Source organism: Bacteroides sp. RTP21281st1_H5_RTP21281_210402 (genome assembly GCF_040918965.1).
GTDB classification, from domain to species: Bacteria; Bacteroidota; Bacteroidia; order Bacteroidales; family Bacteroidaceae; genus Bacteroides; species Bacteroides congonensis.
Map to the genome: position 1 here is coordinate 360,254 of NZ_JBCOWR010000005.1, position 19,871 is coordinate 380,124.

Annotated in this window: 16 protein-coding genes; all 16 read left to right on the top strand. The window is 40.5% G+C overall.

Annotated elements, in window-relative coordinates; genetic code table 11:
- Positions 1-138 precede the first annotated feature (138 nt).
- Entirely contained in the window at positions 139-1,260 is a 1,122-nt protein-coding gene (gene dnaN / locus AB5443_RS10400; protein ID WP_044653422.1) for a DNA polymerase III subunit beta, read from the top strand.
- 115 nt (positions 1,261-1,375) lie between these two features.
- The gene (locus AB5443_RS10405) at positions 1,376-2,155 is read left to right on the top strand and encodes a 3'-5' exonuclease (RefSeq protein WP_022137819.1); all 780 of its coding nucleotides are present in this window, start codon (positions 1,376-1,378) and stop codon (positions 2,153-2,155) included.
- Entirely contained in the window at positions 2,155-3,363 is a 1,209-nt protein-coding gene (coaBC, locus tag AB5443_RS10410) for a bifunctional phosphopantothenoylcysteine decarboxylase/phosphopantothenate--cysteine ligase CoaBC (RefSeq protein WP_022137820.1), read from the top strand. Before AB5443_RS10405 ends, coaBC begins: the two co-directional genes overlap by 1 nt.
- Positions 3,364-3,389: 26 nt before the next feature.
- The gene (gene recN, locus AB5443_RS10415; protein WP_368114558.1) at positions 3,390-5,051 is read left to right on the top strand and encodes a DNA repair protein RecN; all 1,662 of its coding nucleotides are present in this window, start codon (positions 3,390-3,392) and stop codon (positions 5,049-5,051) included.
- 54 nt (positions 5,052-5,105) lie between these two features.
- Positions 5,106-5,849 carry a 23S rRNA (guanosine(2251)-2'-O)-methyltransferase RlmB gene (gene rlmB, locus AB5443_RS10420; RefSeq protein WP_022137822.1) on the top strand — a complete coding sequence of 248 codons (744 nt, stop codon included), beginning with the start codon at positions 5,106-5,108 and terminating at the stop codon, positions 5,847-5,849.
- A gap of 1 nt (position 5,850) precedes the next feature.
- Positions 5,851-7,557 carry a serine protease gene (locus AB5443_RS10425; protein WP_277135330.1) on the top strand — a complete coding sequence of 569 codons (1,707 nt, stop codon included), beginning with the start codon at positions 5,851-5,853 and terminating at the stop codon, positions 7,555-7,557.
- A 397-nt stretch (positions 7,558-7,954) separates the two neighbouring features.
- A complete protein-coding gene (locus AB5443_RS10430; protein ID WP_277135329.1) occupies positions 7,955-8,902 on the top strand; it encodes a site-specific integrase in 948 nt (315 codons plus the stop codon).
- A 358-nt stretch (positions 8,903-9,260) separates the two neighbouring features.
- Positions 9,261-9,848 carry a UpxY family transcription antiterminator gene (locus AB5443_RS10435; protein ID WP_022137826.1) on the top strand — a complete coding sequence of 196 codons (588 nt, stop codon included), beginning with the start codon at positions 9,261-9,263 and terminating at the stop codon, positions 9,846-9,848.
- Complete coding sequence (locus tag AB5443_RS10440; RefSeq protein WP_277135328.1) at positions 9,835-12,252, top strand: SLBB domain-containing protein; 2,418 nt, start codon at positions 9,835-9,837, stop codon at positions 12,250-12,252. Before AB5443_RS10435 ends, AB5443_RS10440 begins: the two co-directional genes overlap by 14 nt.
- Before the next feature lie 11 nt (positions 12,253-12,263).
- A complete protein-coding gene (locus AB5443_RS10445; RefSeq protein ID WP_195408493.1) occupies positions 12,264-13,409 on the top strand; it encodes a chain-length determining protein in 1,146 nt (381 codons plus the stop codon).
- Positions 13,410-13,476: 67 nt separating this feature from the next.
- Positions 13,477-14,976 carry a hypothetical protein gene (locus AB5443_RS10450; RefSeq protein ID WP_277135327.1) on the top strand — a complete coding sequence of 500 codons (1,500 nt, stop codon included), beginning with the start codon at positions 13,477-13,479 and terminating at the stop codon, positions 14,974-14,976.
- A complete protein-coding gene (locus tag AB5443_RS10455; RefSeq protein WP_277135326.1) occupies positions 14,963-15,628 on the top strand; it encodes a hypothetical protein in 666 nt (221 codons plus the stop codon). The genes AB5443_RS10450 and AB5443_RS10455 overlap by 14 nt, the downstream gene beginning before the upstream one ends.
- Before the next feature lie 177 nt (positions 15,629-15,805).
- Positions 15,806-16,924: a radical SAM protein gene (locus AB5443_RS10460; RefSeq protein ID WP_277135325.1), complete on the top strand. Its 1,119-nt coding sequence runs from the start codon at positions 15,806-15,808 to the stop codon at positions 16,922-16,924.
- Positions 16,921-17,859 carry a polysaccharide pyruvyl transferase family protein gene (locus tag AB5443_RS10465; RefSeq protein ID WP_022137833.1) on the top strand — a complete coding sequence of 313 codons (939 nt, stop codon included), beginning with the start codon at positions 16,921-16,923 and terminating at the stop codon, positions 17,857-17,859. The genes AB5443_RS10460 and AB5443_RS10465 overlap by 4 nt, the downstream gene beginning before the upstream one ends.
- Positions 17,840-18,844, top strand: coding sequence for a glycosyltransferase family 2 protein (locus AB5443_RS10470; protein WP_368114559.1), 1,005 nt, complete (start codon positions 17,840-17,842; stop codon positions 18,842-18,844). The genes AB5443_RS10465 and AB5443_RS10470 overlap by 20 nt, the downstream gene beginning before the upstream one ends.
- Entirely contained in the window at positions 18,844-19,869 is a 1,026-nt protein-coding gene (locus AB5443_RS10475) for a glycosyltransferase family 2 protein (RefSeq protein WP_022137835.1), read from the top strand. Before AB5443_RS10470 ends, AB5443_RS10475 begins: the two co-directional genes overlap by 1 nt.
- Positions 19,870-19,871: the final 2 nt, after the last annotated feature.

A 19,871-nucleotide genomic window follows, 5' to 3' on the forward strand; every position in this document is an offset into this window, starting at 1 on the left:
AATTCTGCGGCGAAGTTACGATTTTTTGGGAATATCCCTCACACAAACTCAGTTTTTCTTTTGTTTTGTTGGGTAGCACGAATCTTTTTTCGTAACTTTGTGCGATAGAACATTTAAAACTTAAATACACGAAAATATATGAAATTTATCGTTTCAAGTACTGCTCTTTCCAGCCATTTACAGGCCATCAGCCGTGTGATTAATTCAAAAAATGCGCTGCCGATTCTCGATTGTTTCCTCTTCGAACTGGAAGACGGAACATTGTCTGTGACCGTATCTGACAGCGAAACGACGATGGTGACTACCGTTGAAGTGAATGGCGATACAAACGGGCGTTTTGCCGTAGTAGCGAAAACATTGCTTGATGCACTGAAAGAGATTCCGGAACAACCGTTGACGTTTGACATCAATCCGGATAATTACGAAATCACAGTGCAGTACCAAAACGGAAAATACAGCCTGATGGGACAGAATGCGGATGAATTCCCACAGTCGGCTACACTGGGTGACAACGCAGTCCGAGTGGAAATGGCGGCTGAAGTATTGCTGGGTGGTATCAACCGCTCCGTATTCGCCACTGCCGACGATGAACTCCGCCCCGTGATGAACGGTATTTATTTTGATATTACAACAGAAGACATCACAATGGTGGCTTCGGACGGTCATAAACTGGTACGTTGCAAGACGTTAGCTGCCAAAGGCAACGAGCGCGCAGCCTTCATCCTTCCGAAGAAACCGGCTACCTTGCTCAAGAACCTTCTGCCGAAAGAACAGGGAACTGTGACTGTCGAATTTGACGAACGCAACGCTGTATTCATGCTTGAAAAATACCGCATGGTGTGCCGTCTCATCGAAGGACGTTATCCGAACTACAACTCGGTAATTCCTCAGAACAACCCTCACAAGGTAACCGTAGACCGCCAGCAGTTGGTAGGTGCTTTGCGCCGTGTGTCCATCTTCTCGTCACAAGCGAGTAGTTTGATTAAACTCCGTGTGCAGGATAATCAGATTGTGATTTCCGCGCAGGACATCGACTTCTCCACTTCTGCCGAAGAAACACAGGTGTGCCAGTATGCAGGTGCTCCAATGAGCATCGGCTTCAAGTCTACTTTCCTTATCGACATCCTGAACAATATCTCGGCCGACGAAGTGGTTATCGAACTGGCCGACCCGTCACGTGCCGGAGTTATCATCCCTGTGGAACAGGAAGAGAACGAAGACCTGCTGATGCTGCTGATGCCGATGATGCTGAACGATTAATGCTAATTCACCACAGAGGACGCAGAGGACACAGAGGATAAATTTGAATATTTATTATTAAATAACCCTCTGTGTCCTCTGCGTCCTCTGTGGTGGCCCAATAAAATAACAAGAAATGAAATTAAACCTGAAAAACCCCATCGTCTTTTTCGATCTTGAGACGACCGGAACCAATATCAACACAGACCGGATTGTTGAAATCTGCTATTTGAAAGTTTACCCGAACGGGAATGAGGAAGCAAAAACCTTGCGTATCAATCCCGAAATGCATATCCCCGAAGCATCTTCCGAAGTACATGGCATTTATGATGCCGACGTGGCGGATTGCCCTACTTTCAAGGAAGTGGCAAAGAACATCGCCCGTGACATCGAAGGCTGCGACCTGGCAGGATTCAATTCCAACCGTTTCGATATTCCGGTGCTGGCGGAAGAATTTCTGCGTGCCGGCGTAGACATCGACATGACGAAGCGCAAATTTGTAGACGTACAGGTGATTTTCCACAAAATGGAACAACGCACCTTGTCTGCCGCCTACAAATTCTATTGCGACAAGAACCTGGAAGATGCCCATACTGCGGAAGCGGACACACGGGCTACCTACGAGGTGCTGAAAGCACAGCTCGACCGCTATTCCGACCTTCAGAACGATATTGCGTTCCTGGCGGACTACTCCAGTTACAACAAGAATGTAGACTTTGCCGGACGCATGGTGTATGACGACAATGGGGTGGAAGTGTTTAACTTCGGAAAGTACAAAGGAATGTCAGTAGCCGAGGTTCTGAAGAAAGACCCCGGATATTACAGTTGGATTTTGAACAGTGACTTCACGCTGAATACAAAGGCGACGTTGACAAAAATCCGTCTGCGTGAAATGAGTAATTTGATTACAAAATAATGCTAAAAGGAAAAAAGATAATTCTTGGAATTACCGGCAGTATTGCCGCGTACAAGGCTTGTTACATCATCCGCGGACTCATTAAGCAAGGAGCGGAAGTGCAAGTCGTAATTACTCCGGCGGGAAAAGAATTTATTACTCCCATCACTCTTTCGGCTCTGACCAGCAAACCGGTCATCAGTGAGTTCTTTGCCCAGCGCGACGGAACGTGGAACAGCCACGTAGACCTCGGCTTGTGGGCGGATGCCATGCTGATTGCGCCGGCCACCGCCTCTACCATCGGCAAGATGGCAAACGGGATAGCCGACAATATGCTGATAACGACTTATCTTTCGGCCAAAGCTCCGGTGTTTGTAGCTCCGGCGATGGATCTCGATATGTATGCCCATCCTTCCACACAGAAGAATTTGGATATACTCCGCTCGTTCGGTAATCATATCATCGAACCGGGGACGGGAGAACTTGCCAGCCATCTGGTAGGGAAGGGGCGCATGGAAGAACCGGAAGCGATTATCCGTGCCCTGGATGAATTCTTTTCGGCAAGCGACGAACTGCAAGGAAAGAAAATCGTGATAACGGCCGGCCCGACTTACGAAAAGATAGACCCTGTCCGTTTCATCGGCAATTATTCTTCGGGAAAGATGGGATTTGCCCTGGCGGAAGAATGTGCTCGCCGTGGTGCGGAAGTGACGCTGATAGCAGGCCCTGTGCAACTGGAAGCGAAACATTCCCGTATCCGCCGTGTCGATGTGGAATCGGCGGAAGAAATGCATGCGGCTTCGCAAGCCTGCTTCTCCGATGCCGACGCTGCTATCCTCTGTGCGGCAGTAGCCGACTATCGCCCTGAAAAGGTAGCCGACAGGAAGATTAAACGGGAGAAGGAAGAAGAACTGGCCCTGCATCTCCGGGCAACGAAAGATATCGCGGCCAGTTTGGGAGCTACGAAAAGAAAAGGCCAGTTGTTGGTAGGCTTTGCCCTCGAAACGAATAACGAACAGCAGAATGCCGAAGGAAAGCTTGAACGCAAGAACTTCGACTTTATCGTGCTCAATTCGCTGAATGACGCAGGAGCAGGCTTCCGTCATGATACAAACAAAATCAGCATCATCGACCGGAAAGGTCGCACGGACTATCCGCTGAAACCGAAAACGGAAGTGGCGCAAGACATTATCGACCGTTTGGTAGCGGTTATGTCGTCCAATTCTTAATATTTAATTCTTAAATTTAAAGAAAGGTGTTACGTTCACTATACATTCAGAATTACGCGTTGATAGAGAAACTGGATATTAGTTTCGACAAAGGTTTTTCCGTTATAACAGGTGAAACGGGAGCCGGAAAATCAATCATTCTTGGAGCCATCGGTCTGCTGTTGGGACAGCGTGCCGATGTGAAGGCGATTCGCCGTGGAGCTTCTAAATGTATAATAGAAGCTCGTTTTGATATATCGGGCTATGGCATGCGCCCGTTTTTTGAGGACAACGAACTGGAATATGACGAGGAGTGCATCCTGCGCCGTGAAGTGCAGGCATCCGGCAAGAGCCGGGCATTTATCAACGATACTCCCGCTTCGCTGTCGCAGGTGAAGGAGCTTGGCGAACTGTTGATTGATGTACATTCACAACATCAGAACCTGTTGCTCAATAAAGAAGGTTTCCAGTTGAACGTGCTCGATATCCTGGCACATAATGACGCCGCATTGGAAAAGTACCATGCCCGTTATGCAGAGTGGAAGCAGGCCGAGCGCGAACTGGCGGAGTTGATGGCATTGGCGGAGAAAAGCCGTTCCGATGAAGATTACATCCGTTTCCAACTGGAACAGCTTGAAGAAGCCCACCTTTCCGAAGGTGAGCAGGAAGAGTTGGAGCAGGAAGCTGAAATGTTGAGCCATGCGGAAGAAATCAAGGCGGGACTCTATCGGGTGGAACAATCCTTTTTCTCGGACGAAGGGGGCTTGCTTTCATCCCTGAAAGATAGCCTGAATACGCTGAACAGCCTGCAAAGAGTCTATCAACCCGCCAAGGAACTTACCGAACGCATGGAAAGCGCCTATATTGAATTGAAAGATATTTCGCACGAAGTTTCTTCGCAAAGTGACTCCGTAGAGTTCAACCCCGTGCGTCTCGACGAAGTGAACGAGCGGTTGAACCTGATTTATTCCCTTCAACAGAAACACCATGCGCAGACGCTTGACGAGTTGATAGCGTTGACGGAAGAATACCGTCGCAAGCTGTCCGACATCACTTCTTACGATGAACGTATCGCCGAACTGACCGCCCGCAAGGATGAACAATATGCGAAAGTAAAACAACAGGCCGAACTGCTCACGAAAGCCCGTACAAAGGTTGCCCGTGAAGTGGAAAAGCAATTGGCCGCCCGACTGATTCCGCTCGGAATGCCGAACGTCCGTTTCCAGGTGGAAATGGGACTCAAGAAAGAACCGGGCTTGCAGGGAGAAGATACGGTCAGCTTCCTGTTCTCCGCCAATAAGAACGGTATGTTGCAGAATATCTCTTCCGTAGCTTCCGGTGGTGAGATAGCCCGCGTCATGCTTTCCATCAAAGCCATGATTGCCGGAGCCGTGAAGTTGCCGACTATCGTATTTGATGAGATAGACACGGGAGTATCCGGCGAAATAGCCGACCGCATGGCGGATATGATGAAGGAGATGGGCGAACAGAACCGCCAGGTTATCAGCATTACCCACCTGCCGCAGATTGCCGCCCGTGGATGCGCTCATTATAAGGTATATAAGAAAGACAGTGATACGGAAACCAACAGCCATATCCGCCGTCTCACCGACGCGGAGAGGGTAGAGGAAATCGCTCATATGCTGAGTGGCGCCACACTGACCGAAGCAGCCCTTAGCAACGCCAAAGCTCTGTTAAATAGTAATTAGCGATTAGTAACCGACAAATAGTAACTGGTAAATAGAAAATAGTAAATAACCGCGATGATAGATAAAAGTGAAATGATTTTCGGCGTTCGTGCCGTGATAGAAGCCATTCAGGCTGGAAAAGAGATTGATAAAATCCTTGTGAAGAAAGACATTCAGAGTGAACTTTCCAAAGAGCTGTTTGCGGCTTTGAATGGTCTGCTGATTCCTGTTCAGCGTGTTCCGGTAGAGCGTATCGACCGCATCACCCGCAAGAATCATCAGGGTGTGATTGCCTTCATTTCTTCTGTGACCTATCAGAAGACGGAAGATATGGTTCCTTTCTTGTTTGAGCAGGGGAAGAATCCGTTTTTCGTGATGCTGGACGGGATAACCGATGTGCGCAATTTCGGCGCGATTGCCCGTACTTGCGAATGTGCCGGTGTGGACGCGGTGATTATTCCCGCCCGTAACAGCGTGTCGGTGAACGCCGATGCCGTGAAAACTTCGGCAGGAGCCTTGCATACGCTTCCCGTATGCCGCGAACAGAGTCTGCGCACGACGCTGAAATTCCTGAAAGATAGCGGTTTCCGCATCGTGGCTGCTACCGAAAAAGGGGATTATGACTATACGAAAGCCGATTATACAGGGCCGTTGTGCGTCATTATGGGTGCGGAAGATACGGGTGTGTCTTATGATAACCTGGCACTCTGCGACGAATGGGTGAAGATACCGATGTTGGGAACCATCGAATCCCTCAATGTGTCTGTTGCCGCCGGTATCCTGATTTACGAAGGTGTGAAACAAAGAAACAACGAGTGATATGAAGAAGATTTTAATCTTACCTTTACTGCTCATCTTCCTTGCACAGGGAAGCATGGCACAAACCCCTAAATGGGTAGAGAAGGCGAAACGCGCTGTCTTCTCGGTGGTGACTTACGACAAAAACGACAAAATGCTGAATACCGGAAACGGATTTTTTGTATCCGAAGACGGGTTGGCGCTGTCCGACTACTCTCTCTTTAAAGGTGCCGAACGTGCGGTGGTTATCACGGCCGAAGGCAAACAAATGCCTGTCAGCACGATATTGGGAGCGAATGATATGTATGATGTTATCAAGTTCCGTGTAGCTATTACTGAAAAGAAGGTGCCTGCGTTGGTTGTGGCGAATACTGCTCCGGCAGTGGGAGCCGACGCGTGGATGCTTCCTTATTCTACACAGAAAAGCATTGCTTGTGTATCGGGTAAAGTGAAAGAGGTTTCCAAAGTGGCGGGCGAATATCATTACTATACGTTGAGCATGCAGATGAAAGACAAGATGGTGAGCTGTCCGGTGATGAACGTGGATGGTCAGGTGTTCGGTATTGCACAGAAATCATCCGGCCTTGACACGGTGACTACTTGCTATGCCGCAGGAGCTGCCTTTGCCATGTCACAGAAGATTAGCGCCCTTTCTTTGGGAGATGCGGCACTGAAAAGCATAGGTATCCGCAAAGGTCTGCCCGAAACGGAAGACCAGGCATTGGTATATCTGTTCATGGCTTCTTCAAGCCTGTCGGAAGAAGATTACGGAAAGCTGTTGGATGATTTTATCCGTCAGTTCCCGATGAATGCGGATGGTTATCTTCGCCGTGCGAATTATTACGTAGCTAAGGGCAAGGACGACCAGTCTTGGTTCGATAAGGCCGTTGCCGACTTTAACCAAGCGTTGAAAGTAGCTCAGAAGAAAGATGATGTATATTATAATATAGGTAAGCTGATGTACGCTTACCAACTGTCGAAACCGGAGAAACCGTATAAGGACTGGTCATATGACACTGCTTTGAAGAATGTACGTCAGGCCATCACTATCGACCCGCTGCCTGTTTATGTCCAACTGGAAGGTGATATCTTATTTGCCCAACAGGATTATGCCGGAGCTTTGGCTGCTTACGAGAAAGTAAATGCCAGCAATATCGCTTCTCCCGGTACGTTCTTCAGCGCTGCCAAAACAAAAGAGCTGATGAAAGCCGATCCGAAAGAAGTCCTGGTGCTGTTGGATAGTTGTATCGCCCGTTGTCCGCAACCTATTACGGCGGACTTCGCTCCTTATCTGCTGGAACGTGCACAAATGAATATGAACGCCAACCAGTCACGAAACGCTATGTTCGACTACGACGCTTATTTTAAAGCTGTCAACGGCCAGGTGAACGATGTATTCTATTATTATCGTGAACAGGCTGCCTTGAAAGCACGCCAGTATCAACGTGCATTGGACGATATTGCCAAAGCTGTCGAACTGAATCCCACAGACTTGACTTACCAGGCTGAAAATGCTGTCGTCAATTTGCGTGTAGGACGTTATGAGGAAGCTATTCAAATTCTGAATAATATCCTGAAAACAGACCCGAAATATGGCGAAGCCTACCGTTTGCTGGGGCTCTGCCAGATACAGTTGAAAAAGACGGACGAGGCTTGCGGAAACTTCAAGAAAGCTAAAGAATTGGGTGATCCGAACGTGGATGAGCTGATTAAGAAATACTGCAAGTAAAAAGGTAATGGCGCCTGATGTTTAAAGATAATAATGGCGTTTAAAGATAAACTCAGTATCTAAAATAAAACCCCTGCCAACTTTAAAGTTAGCAGGGGTTTCTTTTTTGGGGACGTTAAATAAAAAAACTCTCTCTCTTTTTTGTTTTTTCCCCCACTTGTTAAGCTCAGGTTTTAGGTCTTATGATATAGGTCTGATTATCTTTTTTATTTCTTGGCTTTATAGGGTAAATGCACAGATTACCGGAATACTGCATCGCCGTTCTTATTTTTTTAGAAAATATTCGAAAATCAGTTGAAAACAGTGAGTAATTCTGAAATGGCAACTTATTTTATCTATAATCTTATTATATTCCGTCCGTCATTTGATGGCTAACTAGATAAGTAATTATTTATTTATGAAGAAAAAGCAATTTACTAATTGTGCAAACGAATATATAGATCGTTTGCGAAGGGAGGGTCGTTATTCAACGGCTCATGTGTATAAACATGCTATCCGTTCCTTTACGAAATTTTGCGGAAGTCAATTCATCGCTTTCAGTAGGGTGAATCGCGATACGTTGAAGGCGTATAGCAACTACTTGGCGGCTTCTCATCTGAAGCCTAATACGATTTCTACGTATATGCGTATGTTGCGTTGTATCTACAATCGGGGAGTCGATAGTCGGCAAGCTCCTTATGTGTACGGTCTGTTCCGGGATGTCTTTACGGGTGTCGATACCCGTCAGAAGAAGGCGCTTCCGATACGTGAACTTCATGTCTTGCTTAACGAAGACCCTAAGACGGAGAAACTGCGACGCACACAAGCTGTTGCCAGTCTGTTGTTCCAGTTTTGCGGTATGCCGTTTGTTGACTTTGCCCATTTGGAGAAATCTAACGTTGAGCAGGGACTTTTGAAGTACAACCGTATGAAGACCGGTACGCCCATGAGTCTCGAGATTCTGGATTCGGCACAGGATGCCATTGCCCGTTTGTGTAACGGATATAATGAGGAGTATCCCGATAATCGTCCCAACTATCTTTTCCGAATATTAAGCGGAGAGTATAAGAGGACGGATGAAAAGGCATATCGCGAGTATCAGACAGCTTTGAGACGGTTTAATAATGACTTGAAGTGCCTGTCAAGACAGTTGCGGATACGCTCGTCCATCACTTCTTATACACTCCGGCATTCATGGGCTACTACTGCGAAATACAGGGGAGTTCCTATCGAGATGATAAGCGAATCGCTGGGACATAAATCAATCAAGACAACACAGATCTATTTAAAAGGCTTTGAATTAGAAGAAAGAACAAAAGTAAATAAAATGAATTATTCTTACGTGAAGAGTTTTAGAATGCTCTGAATAATTCAACTAAAGTATTAGGGTTTAGGGATTTAGTGAATCTGTTACTTCTTAGGTAACGGATTTTTATTTGCTACAAAGATAGAGAAAAATAATAATAGGAAACAAGCAATAAACTTCTTTTTTTCCTTTTTCTTTCAAATATACCCACATAAAGTTTCTGAACATGAGGAATAAGCTCTTCATGCTCTGTGACTTTCTATTTCCTAACCTCAAAAAGCGTCTGTCTTGGAGTCCGGATAACCATATCTTTTCTTCCCTCATGTTGTTTTTTTTCCTTTTTATTGCTGTTGTATGCGTTCTGCATGTGTATTGTCCGTTACCTAAGAAGTAACAGATAAACATGGGGTAAAAAATTATGATTTTTGCAAAGGAAAAGTCTATTAGCGCCGCGCCCGGTTGTGGGACAGGGGAAGGCGTAGCACACTCAAAACGCTGGTATGTAGCACTGGTTCGTATGCATCACGAGAAGAAGGTTGCCGAGCGTTTGTTCAAGATGGGAATCGATACTTTCGTTCCCGTCCAGCAAGAGGTACATCAATGGAGCGACCGTCGTAAGGCTGTCAATACTGTATTGCTTCCGATGATGGTATTTGTACATGCTGATCCTAAAGAACGCAAGGAAGTTCTAAGTTTTTCCACGGTCAGCCGTTATATGGTGATGCGTGGTGAAAGCACTCCTGCCGTTATTCCCGATGAGCAGATGGCTCGTTTTCGTTTCATGCTCGATTATTCCGACGAAGCAATTTGTATGAACAGTTCTCCTTTGGCACGTGGTGAGAAAGTCCGTGTCATCAAAGGTCCTCTCAGAGGTCTTGTCGGCGAACTCGTCACGATAGGGGGCAAGAGCAAAATCGCCGTCCGTTTAAATATGCTTGGCTGTGCTTGCGTGGACATGCCAATCGGTTATGTGGAATCTACAAAAAACACCAATGACACTATCTAAAAAGATTACTGCGTTTCTATTCATTCTAATGTTAGGGGTTTCCTCTCCTTTGCTGGCTCAAAGCATGAGTGATTCCCAAGTCCTTGAATATGTGAAAGATGGCATCAAGCAAGGAAAAGAACAAAAACAACTAGCCTCGGAACTAGCCCGCAAAGGTGTGACCAAGGAACAGGCGATACGTGTGAAACAGTTGTATGAACGTCAGAACAATGTAAATACTTCCAATGCCACCGGCACTGATATTAATGAGTCGCGTCTGCGTGAAGAAACGAAAGAAAATACTTCCGACATGCAGGAAGACCACCCGAGCACACAAGACCTCGACCGTGGCAACCAAGTTTTCGGCAGAAATATCTTCAATACCCGAAACCTGACTTTTGAACCTAGTGTGAACATCGCCACTCCCTTGAACTACCGTCTCGGCCCGGGTGACGAAGTGATTATCGACATATGGGGAGCGAGCCAGAATACTATCCGGCAGCAGATTTCCCCTGATGGCACTATCAACATTCAGAAAATCGGCCCTGTCAACCTGAACGGTATGACCATCACCGAAGCCAACGACTATCTCAAGAAAACTTTAAATAAGATATACAACGGCCTTAACAGCGCCACCGACCCTACCTCGGATATCCGTCTGACCCTGGGTAGTATACGTACGATTCAAATCAACGTGATGGGCGAAGTTGTACAACCGGGCACGTATTCCCTTTCTTCTTTTGCCACTGTATTTCATGCACTTTACCGTGCCGGCGGAGTCAGTGACATAGGAAGCCTTCGCAATGTCCAACTGGTAAGAAACGGTAAGAACATCGCCACAATTGACGTCTACCAATTCATACTGAAAGGAAACATTCAGGACGACATCCGTCTCCAGGAAGGTGACGTTGTCATCGTCCCCGCCTACGAAGTATTGGTAAAGATCGACGGAAAAGTGAAACGCTCCATGCGTTTTGAAATGAAGAAGGACGAATCCTTATCTACCCTTCTCAGCTATGCCGGTGGTTTCGAAGCGGATGCCTACACCCGTTCACTGCGTGTAGTACGTCAGAATGGTCAGGAGTACGAAGTAAATACAGTTAAAGACTTGGATTACAGCGTCTATAAAATGCGAAACGGTGATGTCGTTACAGCCGAAGCCATCCTTAACCGTTTCATTAACAAACTCGAAATCCGTGGTGCAGTCTATCGCCCGGGAATTTATGAATTGAACGGTAAACTGAATACAATCCGCGAACTCGTCAACGAATCACAAGGTCTTACGGGTGATGCGTTCCTGAACCGTGCCGTCCTTTACCGCCAACGCGAAGACCTGACCAGTGAAGTTATCCCGGTAGACATCAAAGCCATAATGGATGGTACTTCCCCCAATATCATCCTGATGAAGAATGACATCCTCTATATCCCAAGTATCCACGACTTGGAAGATAAAGGTGATGTTGTCATCCACGGTGAAGTAGCCAAGCCGGATTCTTATCCCTACGCTGATAATATGACTCTTGAAGACCTTATCATCCAGGCAGGTGGTTTGCGTGAAGCAGCTTCGGTTGTCCGTGTGGATGTATCCCGTCGAATCAAGAATCCCCGAAGTACGGTAGACAGCGATACAATTGGTCAGATATATACTTTTTCTTTGAAAGAGGGTTTTGTGGTGGATGGGAAGCCGGGATTTGTACTTCAACCTTATGATGAGGTTTATGTACGTCGAAGTCCCGGCTATCAGCCGCAACAAAATGTGGTGGTAGAAGGTGAAATCCTTTTCGGTGGCTCTTATGCGATGACCAGCCGTGAAGAACGCCTTTCGGATTTAATCAACAAAGCCGGTGGTGCTACGAACTACGCTTACCTGCGTGGTGCAAAACTGACTCGTGTAGCTAACGCCAGCGAAAAGAAACGCATGGGTGATGTGATTCGTCTAATGAGCAGGCAACTTGGAGAAGCTATGATTGATTCTTTAGGTATCCGTATCGAGAATACATTCACAGTCGGCATCGACTTGGAAAAAGCATTGGCTAAACCGGGAAGTACGGCAGATCTTGTATTACGTGAAGGCGATGTTGTTTCTATTCCGAAGAACAATAATACAATAACTATTAATGGTGCTGTAATGGTTCCGAATACTGTTTCCTATATAGAAGGTAAGAACATAAATTACTACATAAACCAATCCGGTGGCTATTCTGAAAATGCGAAGAAGAGTAAGAAATTCATTATTTATATGAATGGTCAGGTTACGAAGGTGAAGGGTAGTGGTAAGAAACAGATAGAGCCTGGGTGTGAGATAATTGTACCTAGCAAAGCTAAGAAAGGTAAGGCGAATATCAGTAATATTTTGGCTTATGCAACCTCATTTAGTACATTGGGAATGATGGTTGCTTCTATTGCCAATCTAATAAAAAAATAGCAATTCGATTTATGGTTGAAAATAGCAAACAAAATACTGATAAAGAATTGTCTTCTAAATTGGACGAGAAAAAAGAGCCTAGAATGGGGCTTGATTTAGTCGATATTTTTCGTAAAATAATCGGTATTCGTAAAAAAATGTATAAGGCTGCTGGTATTGGAGTATTAATCGGTATTATTGTTGCGTTGAGTATTCCTAAACAGTATACAGTTAAAGTGACTCTTTCTCCTGAGATGGGTAATACCAAAAGTAATGGGTTGGCAGGGCTTGCAGCTTCTTTTTTGGGAAATGGAGCTAACATGGGGGAGGGAGTCGATGCGTTAAATGCTTCTCTCTCATCTGATATTGTTTCTTCCACTCCTTTCTTACTTGAACTTCTAAAAATGAAAATTGATGTACCTGTTGAAAAGGCAAATACTACTTTAGAAGATTATTTGGATGAACAGTCTTCTCCTTGGTGGAATTACGTGATTGGTATGCCGGGAATGATTATAGGTGGAGTAAAGTCTTTATTTAGTGATGAAAATAAAAATGTTATTGCTGGAAAAATGGATCAGACGACTATTATATTAACGAGAGACGAATTTGATAAATTGAATTTGTTAAGAAAAGCAATAACTGCATCAGTGAATAATAAAACAGCTATTACGAATATAGCTGTCACTTTACAAGAACCTGTTATAGCAACAATTGTAGCTGACTCTGTGGTTCATAAATTGCAGGAATACATTATTAGTTATCGAACTTCAAAAGCTATAGATGACTGTACTTATTTAGAAAAGCTATTTAAAGAGCGTCAAGAAGAGTATTATATTGCTCAAAAGAAATATGCAGATTATGTGGATGCTCATGATAATTTAATTCTTCAAAGTGTACGTACAGAACAGGAACGACTACAGAATGATAGAAGTTTAGCTTATCAGGTATATAGTCAGGTGGCCAATCAGTTGCAAGTTGCCAGAGCAAAAGTGCAAGAAGAAAAACCTGTATTTGCAGTGGTTGAACCTGCTGTTATTCCTTTGGAAACTTCTGGTATGGGAATAAAAGTCAGTGTATTATTATTTGTATTTCTATCCATATTTTTTGTTATTGGCTGGGACTTGTTTGGAAAAGAAATATGGAATAGATTAAAAATGGATATAAGAAAAGGTAATTGATTATCAGTGCTCTACTTTTTATTATTCTATGTCTAGCTCAAAAAACAATCTTATAGCAAAAAATACAATGATGCTTTATATTCGACTAAGCATCATAATGATTGTATATTTATATACTTCTAGGATTGTATTAAAGGCTTTAGGTATAGAAGATTATGGAATTTATAATGTTGTAGCAGGAGTTGTAACTTTGTTCTCCTTCTTTAACGCAGCTTTGAGTTCTGCAACTTCCCGTTTTATAACTTATGAATTAGGCCGAGAAAACGTCATTGAACTAAAGAAAAACTTTCGTACTGCTTTTACTATACACTTGATATTGGCTGTGATTATTCTAGTGTTGGCGGAGACAATCGGTCTATGGTTTGTAAATAATAAATTGATTATACCTGTTGAAAGGCTATTTGCCGCTAATATGATTTTTCAATTTTCGATTCTTAGTTGTGTAGTAACAATTATGCAAGTTCCATTGAATGCGGAAATAATTGCTCATGAAAAAATGGGAATTTATGCATATATGGGGATTTTGGATGCAGCATGCAAATTACTCATAGCTTTTATTATAAGCACTTGTAGCTATGACAAACTAGTTGTATATGGCTTTTTGTTATTTTTGATGACCGGTTTTCTATTTTTAGTTTATCATATTTATTGTAAGAAAAAATTCAATGAATATAATCCCAAACCTTTTTATGATAAAGATACTTTTAGAAATATGCTCAGTTATTCCGGTTGGAGTTTATGGGGAAGTATGGCTTATGTATTGAAAGATCAGGGAGTAAATATGGTCTTGAATATTTTCTTTGGTCCTATTGTTAATGCGGCACGAGGTATTACTAATCAGGTTAATACGGCACTCAATGGATTTACTCAGAACTTTACGATGGCAATGAATCCGCAGATTGTGAAGTCGTATGCATGTGAAGATTTTAATCGAATGTTTCTGCTTCTCTTTAGTGGGGCAAAGTTTTCGTATTTTTTATTATTGTTATTTTCGATACCTATTGTGCTAGAGACGGAATATATATTGGCAATATGGTTAGGGCAAGTACCTGAATATACTGTTTTATTTATTCGTTTGATTATTATAAATTCTCTTATAGAATCATTTACTTATGTTATTGGTGCAACTGTCCAGGCTACAGGAAATATAAGATTATATCAGATTATGGTAGGAGGCTTGTTACTATTGAATCTTCCTATCTCTTATGTCTTTCTGAAATTGGGTTATCCACCTTATGTCACATTTTTGATTGCGATTTTATTATCAACGATATCAATAGTTATTCGTGTCATAATTCTAAACTCTTTAATAAAAATTTCAATTAAGCAGTTTACTGTAAATGTTTTGGGAGTATCAGTCATTGTGAGCTTACTTTCATTTATATTGCCATATTGGATTCATTGTAGTATGAATGAAGGATTTGTAAGGTTAATCTGTGTTGCTGTTGGTAGTATATTTTGTATATTTATAAATGCTTGGTTTATAGGATTAAATCAGAAAGAAAAAATATTTGTGAAATCTAGTATTATAAAAAAAATCGTAAACAGAGTGTATGGGAAAAAATAAAAAGATCCTCTTTGGCTTGTGGGGTGCTGTTATATTGATTGCTATATTTTTTGTATATACCTATATTCAACTACCTACTGCATCAAACTCAAAAAGTAAAATAGTTCATGTAAGTTTTGATGACGTCTACCTTTGTCTTAAAGACTTGAAAGACACCTTGCGCTATACATCTATATTTCAACATCCATTTTTTGAGTCGCTAAAAGAATTGCATGATGATTATGGTGCTGTCTTTAGTCTTTATGTATATGAATCTGCAAATGATTTTGTCATAACGGAAGTTCCAAACAAATTTAGAACTGAATTTATGGAGAACTCTGAATGGATGAAATTTGGATATCATGCAATTAAACCACAATTTGATGAGAAAAAGCAGGCACTTGAATTTGAACGTTCTCTATCAAAAGTAAATAATTCTATATCTTATTGGGGAGGGGAGGCATCTTTAGCCCCTTGTCTAAGGTTGCATTATTATTTTGCTGATAGTAGTATGATTCATGTCCTTAAGAAACATCAAATATATCGCTTATTAGGTGCAGATGATAGAGGAAGAAAAAGTTATAATTTGAACCAACAACAAAGTGATAGTTTATATAATCAACGAACATATATTTGTGATAGTATTTTTATTATAAAACGGATATCAGAATAGAAAGAATGAAATACTTTCCTTTTGAACTATTGGGCCTTCAGGATAAAGATACTATAATACTTTTCACGCATGAGTGGGCTTTGGAGGGGACTAAAAATTATTTTAATAGAGTGAAGTTAAAACAAAGCATAAAGTGGTTGAATAAAAATAATTATAAATTTAGCTTTCTAAAATAATATGGATAAAATAAAGCGATATATTGATTGTTATGTTCCGATAACAACTTGTACTTTACGTTGTCATTACTGTTATATTGTGCAACATGGATTATTTGCTAATAAGGTACCAGAATTAATTTATTCTGCAGAGACTGTTAAAAGAGCATTGTCTAAAGAGAGATTAGGAGGAATATGTTTAATAAATTTTTGTGCTGCAGGAGAGACATTAATATCAAAAGATTTGCTGGAATATATTCGTGTTCTTTTAGAAGAAGGGCATTATGTTATGGTGGTAACCAATGCTACTATTTCCAAACGCTTCGATGAAATTTCATCTTTTCCATCAGATTTGTTGAAAAGATTATTCTTTAAATTCTCATATCATTATTTAGAACTGAAAGAAAGAAAACTATTAGATCGCTTTTTCTCTAATATTAAAAAGGTAAGGGATGCAGGGTGTTCATTCACTTTGGAAGTGACGCCTTCAGATGAATTAATTCCTTTTATTGATGAAATGAACAAGAAAGCAGTTGAAGAAGTTGGTGCAATTCCTCATGTGACAATTGCCAGGGATGAAAGAGATCCTGAAAAGCTACCTATTTTAACTAGTTTGAATAAAGATGAATATGGTAAAATTTGGGGCAAATTTAAATCTGCTATTTTTGATTATAAAATGAAAATATTCGAAGTAAAGAGAACTGAATTTTGTTATGCTGGTGACTGGTCTTTCTATTTAAATCTTGGAACTGGAATGATGACACAATGTTACAAGTCGTTGGTTCATCAAAATATTTTTGAAGATATAGAAAAGCCTATTCACTTTTGTCCTATGGGTAATAATTGCTTAGAATATCATTGCTATAATGGTCATTCATATATAGTATTAGGAGATATACCTGAGTTAGATGCTCCTACTTATGCAGATCTGCGAAATAGAATTTGTAGTGATGGCAGTGAATGGCTTAAACCTGAAATGAAAAGTTTCATGAGTACTAGATTATATGAATCTAATAAAGAATATACAGAACAAGAAAAAGAGGCTATAAATAAAAAATTGCATAAGTTAGCTGTTCAAAGAGAGGTGAAAGGTAAGGTGAAAAAAACAATAAACTCAATTCTTAAGTATATAAAAAAATGACTTTTTCAGAAAAGGCTTCTTTTTTGAGAAATTCGATAGTCAATGCGTTGACTCCTTTGATATCGGATTCTTATGTATTATGGGATCTTCCCTACTATACTAATATAGGTGATATTTTAATTTGGGAGGGAACTGAGTGCTTTTTAAAGGATTTGTCTGCTCAATGCATATCGAAATGTGCATATCAGACTTTTACTTATAGACCATTACCTAAAAATACGACCATCCTATTACAAGGTGGTGGAAACTTTGGAGATCTTTGGCGTATGCATCAGGAGTTTAGATTAAAAGTAATAGAATTATATCCTGATAATAAAATTATTATATTACCGCAAAGCATTTATTACCAAGATACAGGAATACTTGAAAGTGATGCGTATTTAATGAGTAGACATTCTAATTTGACTATCTGTGTTCGTGATACCCAATCACTTGAAATTTTAAATTCTTATTTTTTTAAGAACAATTTACTCCTATTACCAGATATGGCATTTTGTATTTCACAACAAATATTGAAAAAGTATAACTGTAATTCTACTTCTAAAATTTTGTTTTTAAAGAGAAATGATATCGAGCTTTGTGAGAAGGATTATGAAAGTTATGTTGTTGAAGATAAAAACATAGTAGATGTAAAAGACTGGCCTACTATGGAAGCTGATTTTTTTCAATTTAAAATATTGGGAAAACTAGTAAGATTTCACCAATATAGCATGGCAGATATTTTTGCTTCCAATTATTTGAAACCCTATTTAGTTAAAAAAGGAATAAGATTTCTGAGTAATTATGATAAGGTATATACAACAAGACTTCATGTTGCTATATTATCTATTCTGCTAGGAAAAACTTTTGTCTTTTTTGATAATTCATACGGAAAAAACAAGTTTTTCTATGAAACTTGGCTGAAAGATATAGATGATGCAAACTTTGTTGATTGACAAGATGATTAGTGTTTCTATAATAATACCGGTTTATAATGTTGAGCAATATATTGAAAGTTGTTTATTGTCCGTTATCAACCAAAATTATAAGGGCGATATAGAGTGTGTTATAGTAAATGATTGCACGCCTGATCAAAGTATGGTGGTTGTCCATAAAATATTGTCCGATTATGATGGGAACATTCTTTTCAAAATAGTAGATCATAAAGAAAATAGGGGATTATCAGCTTCGAGAAATTCAGGTGTTAGAGTAGCGACAGGAGATTATTTATACTTCTTAGATTCTGATGATATTTTAGCGAAGAATGCTATTGCATTATTGGCTGACTTGGCTTTGAAGGACTTACCTGATGTAGTTATGGGAGATTTTGAGTTAATCGGTTCTAATCAAAATATTCCTCAATTGAAAACTACTATTACTCATTTCAATATTCAGAAAGATATATTTAATGCTTTTATTTCGTATGAACTATATGAAATGGCTTGGAATAAATTGGTGAAGAGGCAATTTTTTTATCGGCATGAATTATGGTTTTGTGAAGGACTGATTCATGAAGACTCATTATGGTCTTTCTTACTCTTTTATTATTGCGCTAGTTTAAGAATATGTGTACAGAAGACATATGGCTATCGTATTCGGGAGAATTCGATAATGACAGATCCACGGAATGTTATTAAGAGTTTGAAAAGTTATTATGAAATATTCTTTCTTAAAATAGAATTTATAAAGAAAAATGCACTGTTTGAAGAGTTCCCTTTATTGATTAAATATATGATCGATACAAAGTATTTACTTAGAAGAATACTTGTCGAACAAGATATGAATGATGAGATGTATACAAAATTGGGTAAGGAGATGGGAGGATGTTATACGTTTAGAAAAGGGCTTACGAATTTAACAAGAGCAAAAATCTTATTATCTAATTTACCTTTTGGAATATTTAAATTTTTGACTTCTCATATCTATAATACAACAAAATAATGAAAGTTTCAATTATTGTTCCTATATATAATAGCGAGTTGTATTTGACAGAGTGCATTGATAGTATTTTAAATCAGGATTTTACTGACTGGGAATTATTATTGATTGATGATGGAAGTTCTGATTTAAGTGGAAAAATTTGTGATTCATTTGCTTCTAAGGATAGGCGGATAAGAGTATTTCATCGTGAAAATTCAGGTGTATCAGTAGCTCGTAATTGGGGGCTATTTCAGGCAGTAGGTGATTATATTTGTTTCATTGACTCTGATGATATGGTTACGCCTGATTATCTCAGTTCTTTCTGGAAAGATGCAGTAAATACAGATTTGTATATGCAGGGGTATCAGATAGTTGATGATGGTAAGAGAGTACAAGATATAGTATCCTTTGGGAAACAGGGGCAAATAATTACTATGAATGAAGCATCTGTTTATATGTATGCTGAGGAAAAGCATATTTTTAATTCTCCTTGGGCAAAATTATTTAAAAGACAAATCATTGTTGATAATCAACTTCTATTTGATTCAAGACTTTCTTTTGGTGAAGATCACATTTTCTCATTGCAATTTTTGTTGCATGTGCAGACATTAGCTTTTGTAAAGAAAGCAGGATATTTATATGTGAGGAGGAACCAGGAGTCTCTAACTTCTGTCTATATACCGCATAACATATTTATTTGTTATGTTGAGTCATCTTTTAACTTGCGAAAAAAGAATTGTGAAAATCTTAGTATAAAAGATGAACGGTTTCTTACGTTTATAGAAGTTGAAAGAAATGTGTACATTCTGCGGGCTATTTTATCGCTTATTTGTGATAAGAAAATATCTCATAAAAGAAGAAATGAGATTCTGGATTCTTACTTGAATTTATTAAATTGTTCTGTAAAGATACATTCTATGCCTGGACTTTACAAGATACTTTTAGTTATTTGTGAATTATTCCGGTCTCCTTTCTTGATACCGTTTTTGAGAGTTTATTTGGTTACAAATGAAATACGATTATACTTTAGAAAAATATTACGGTGATG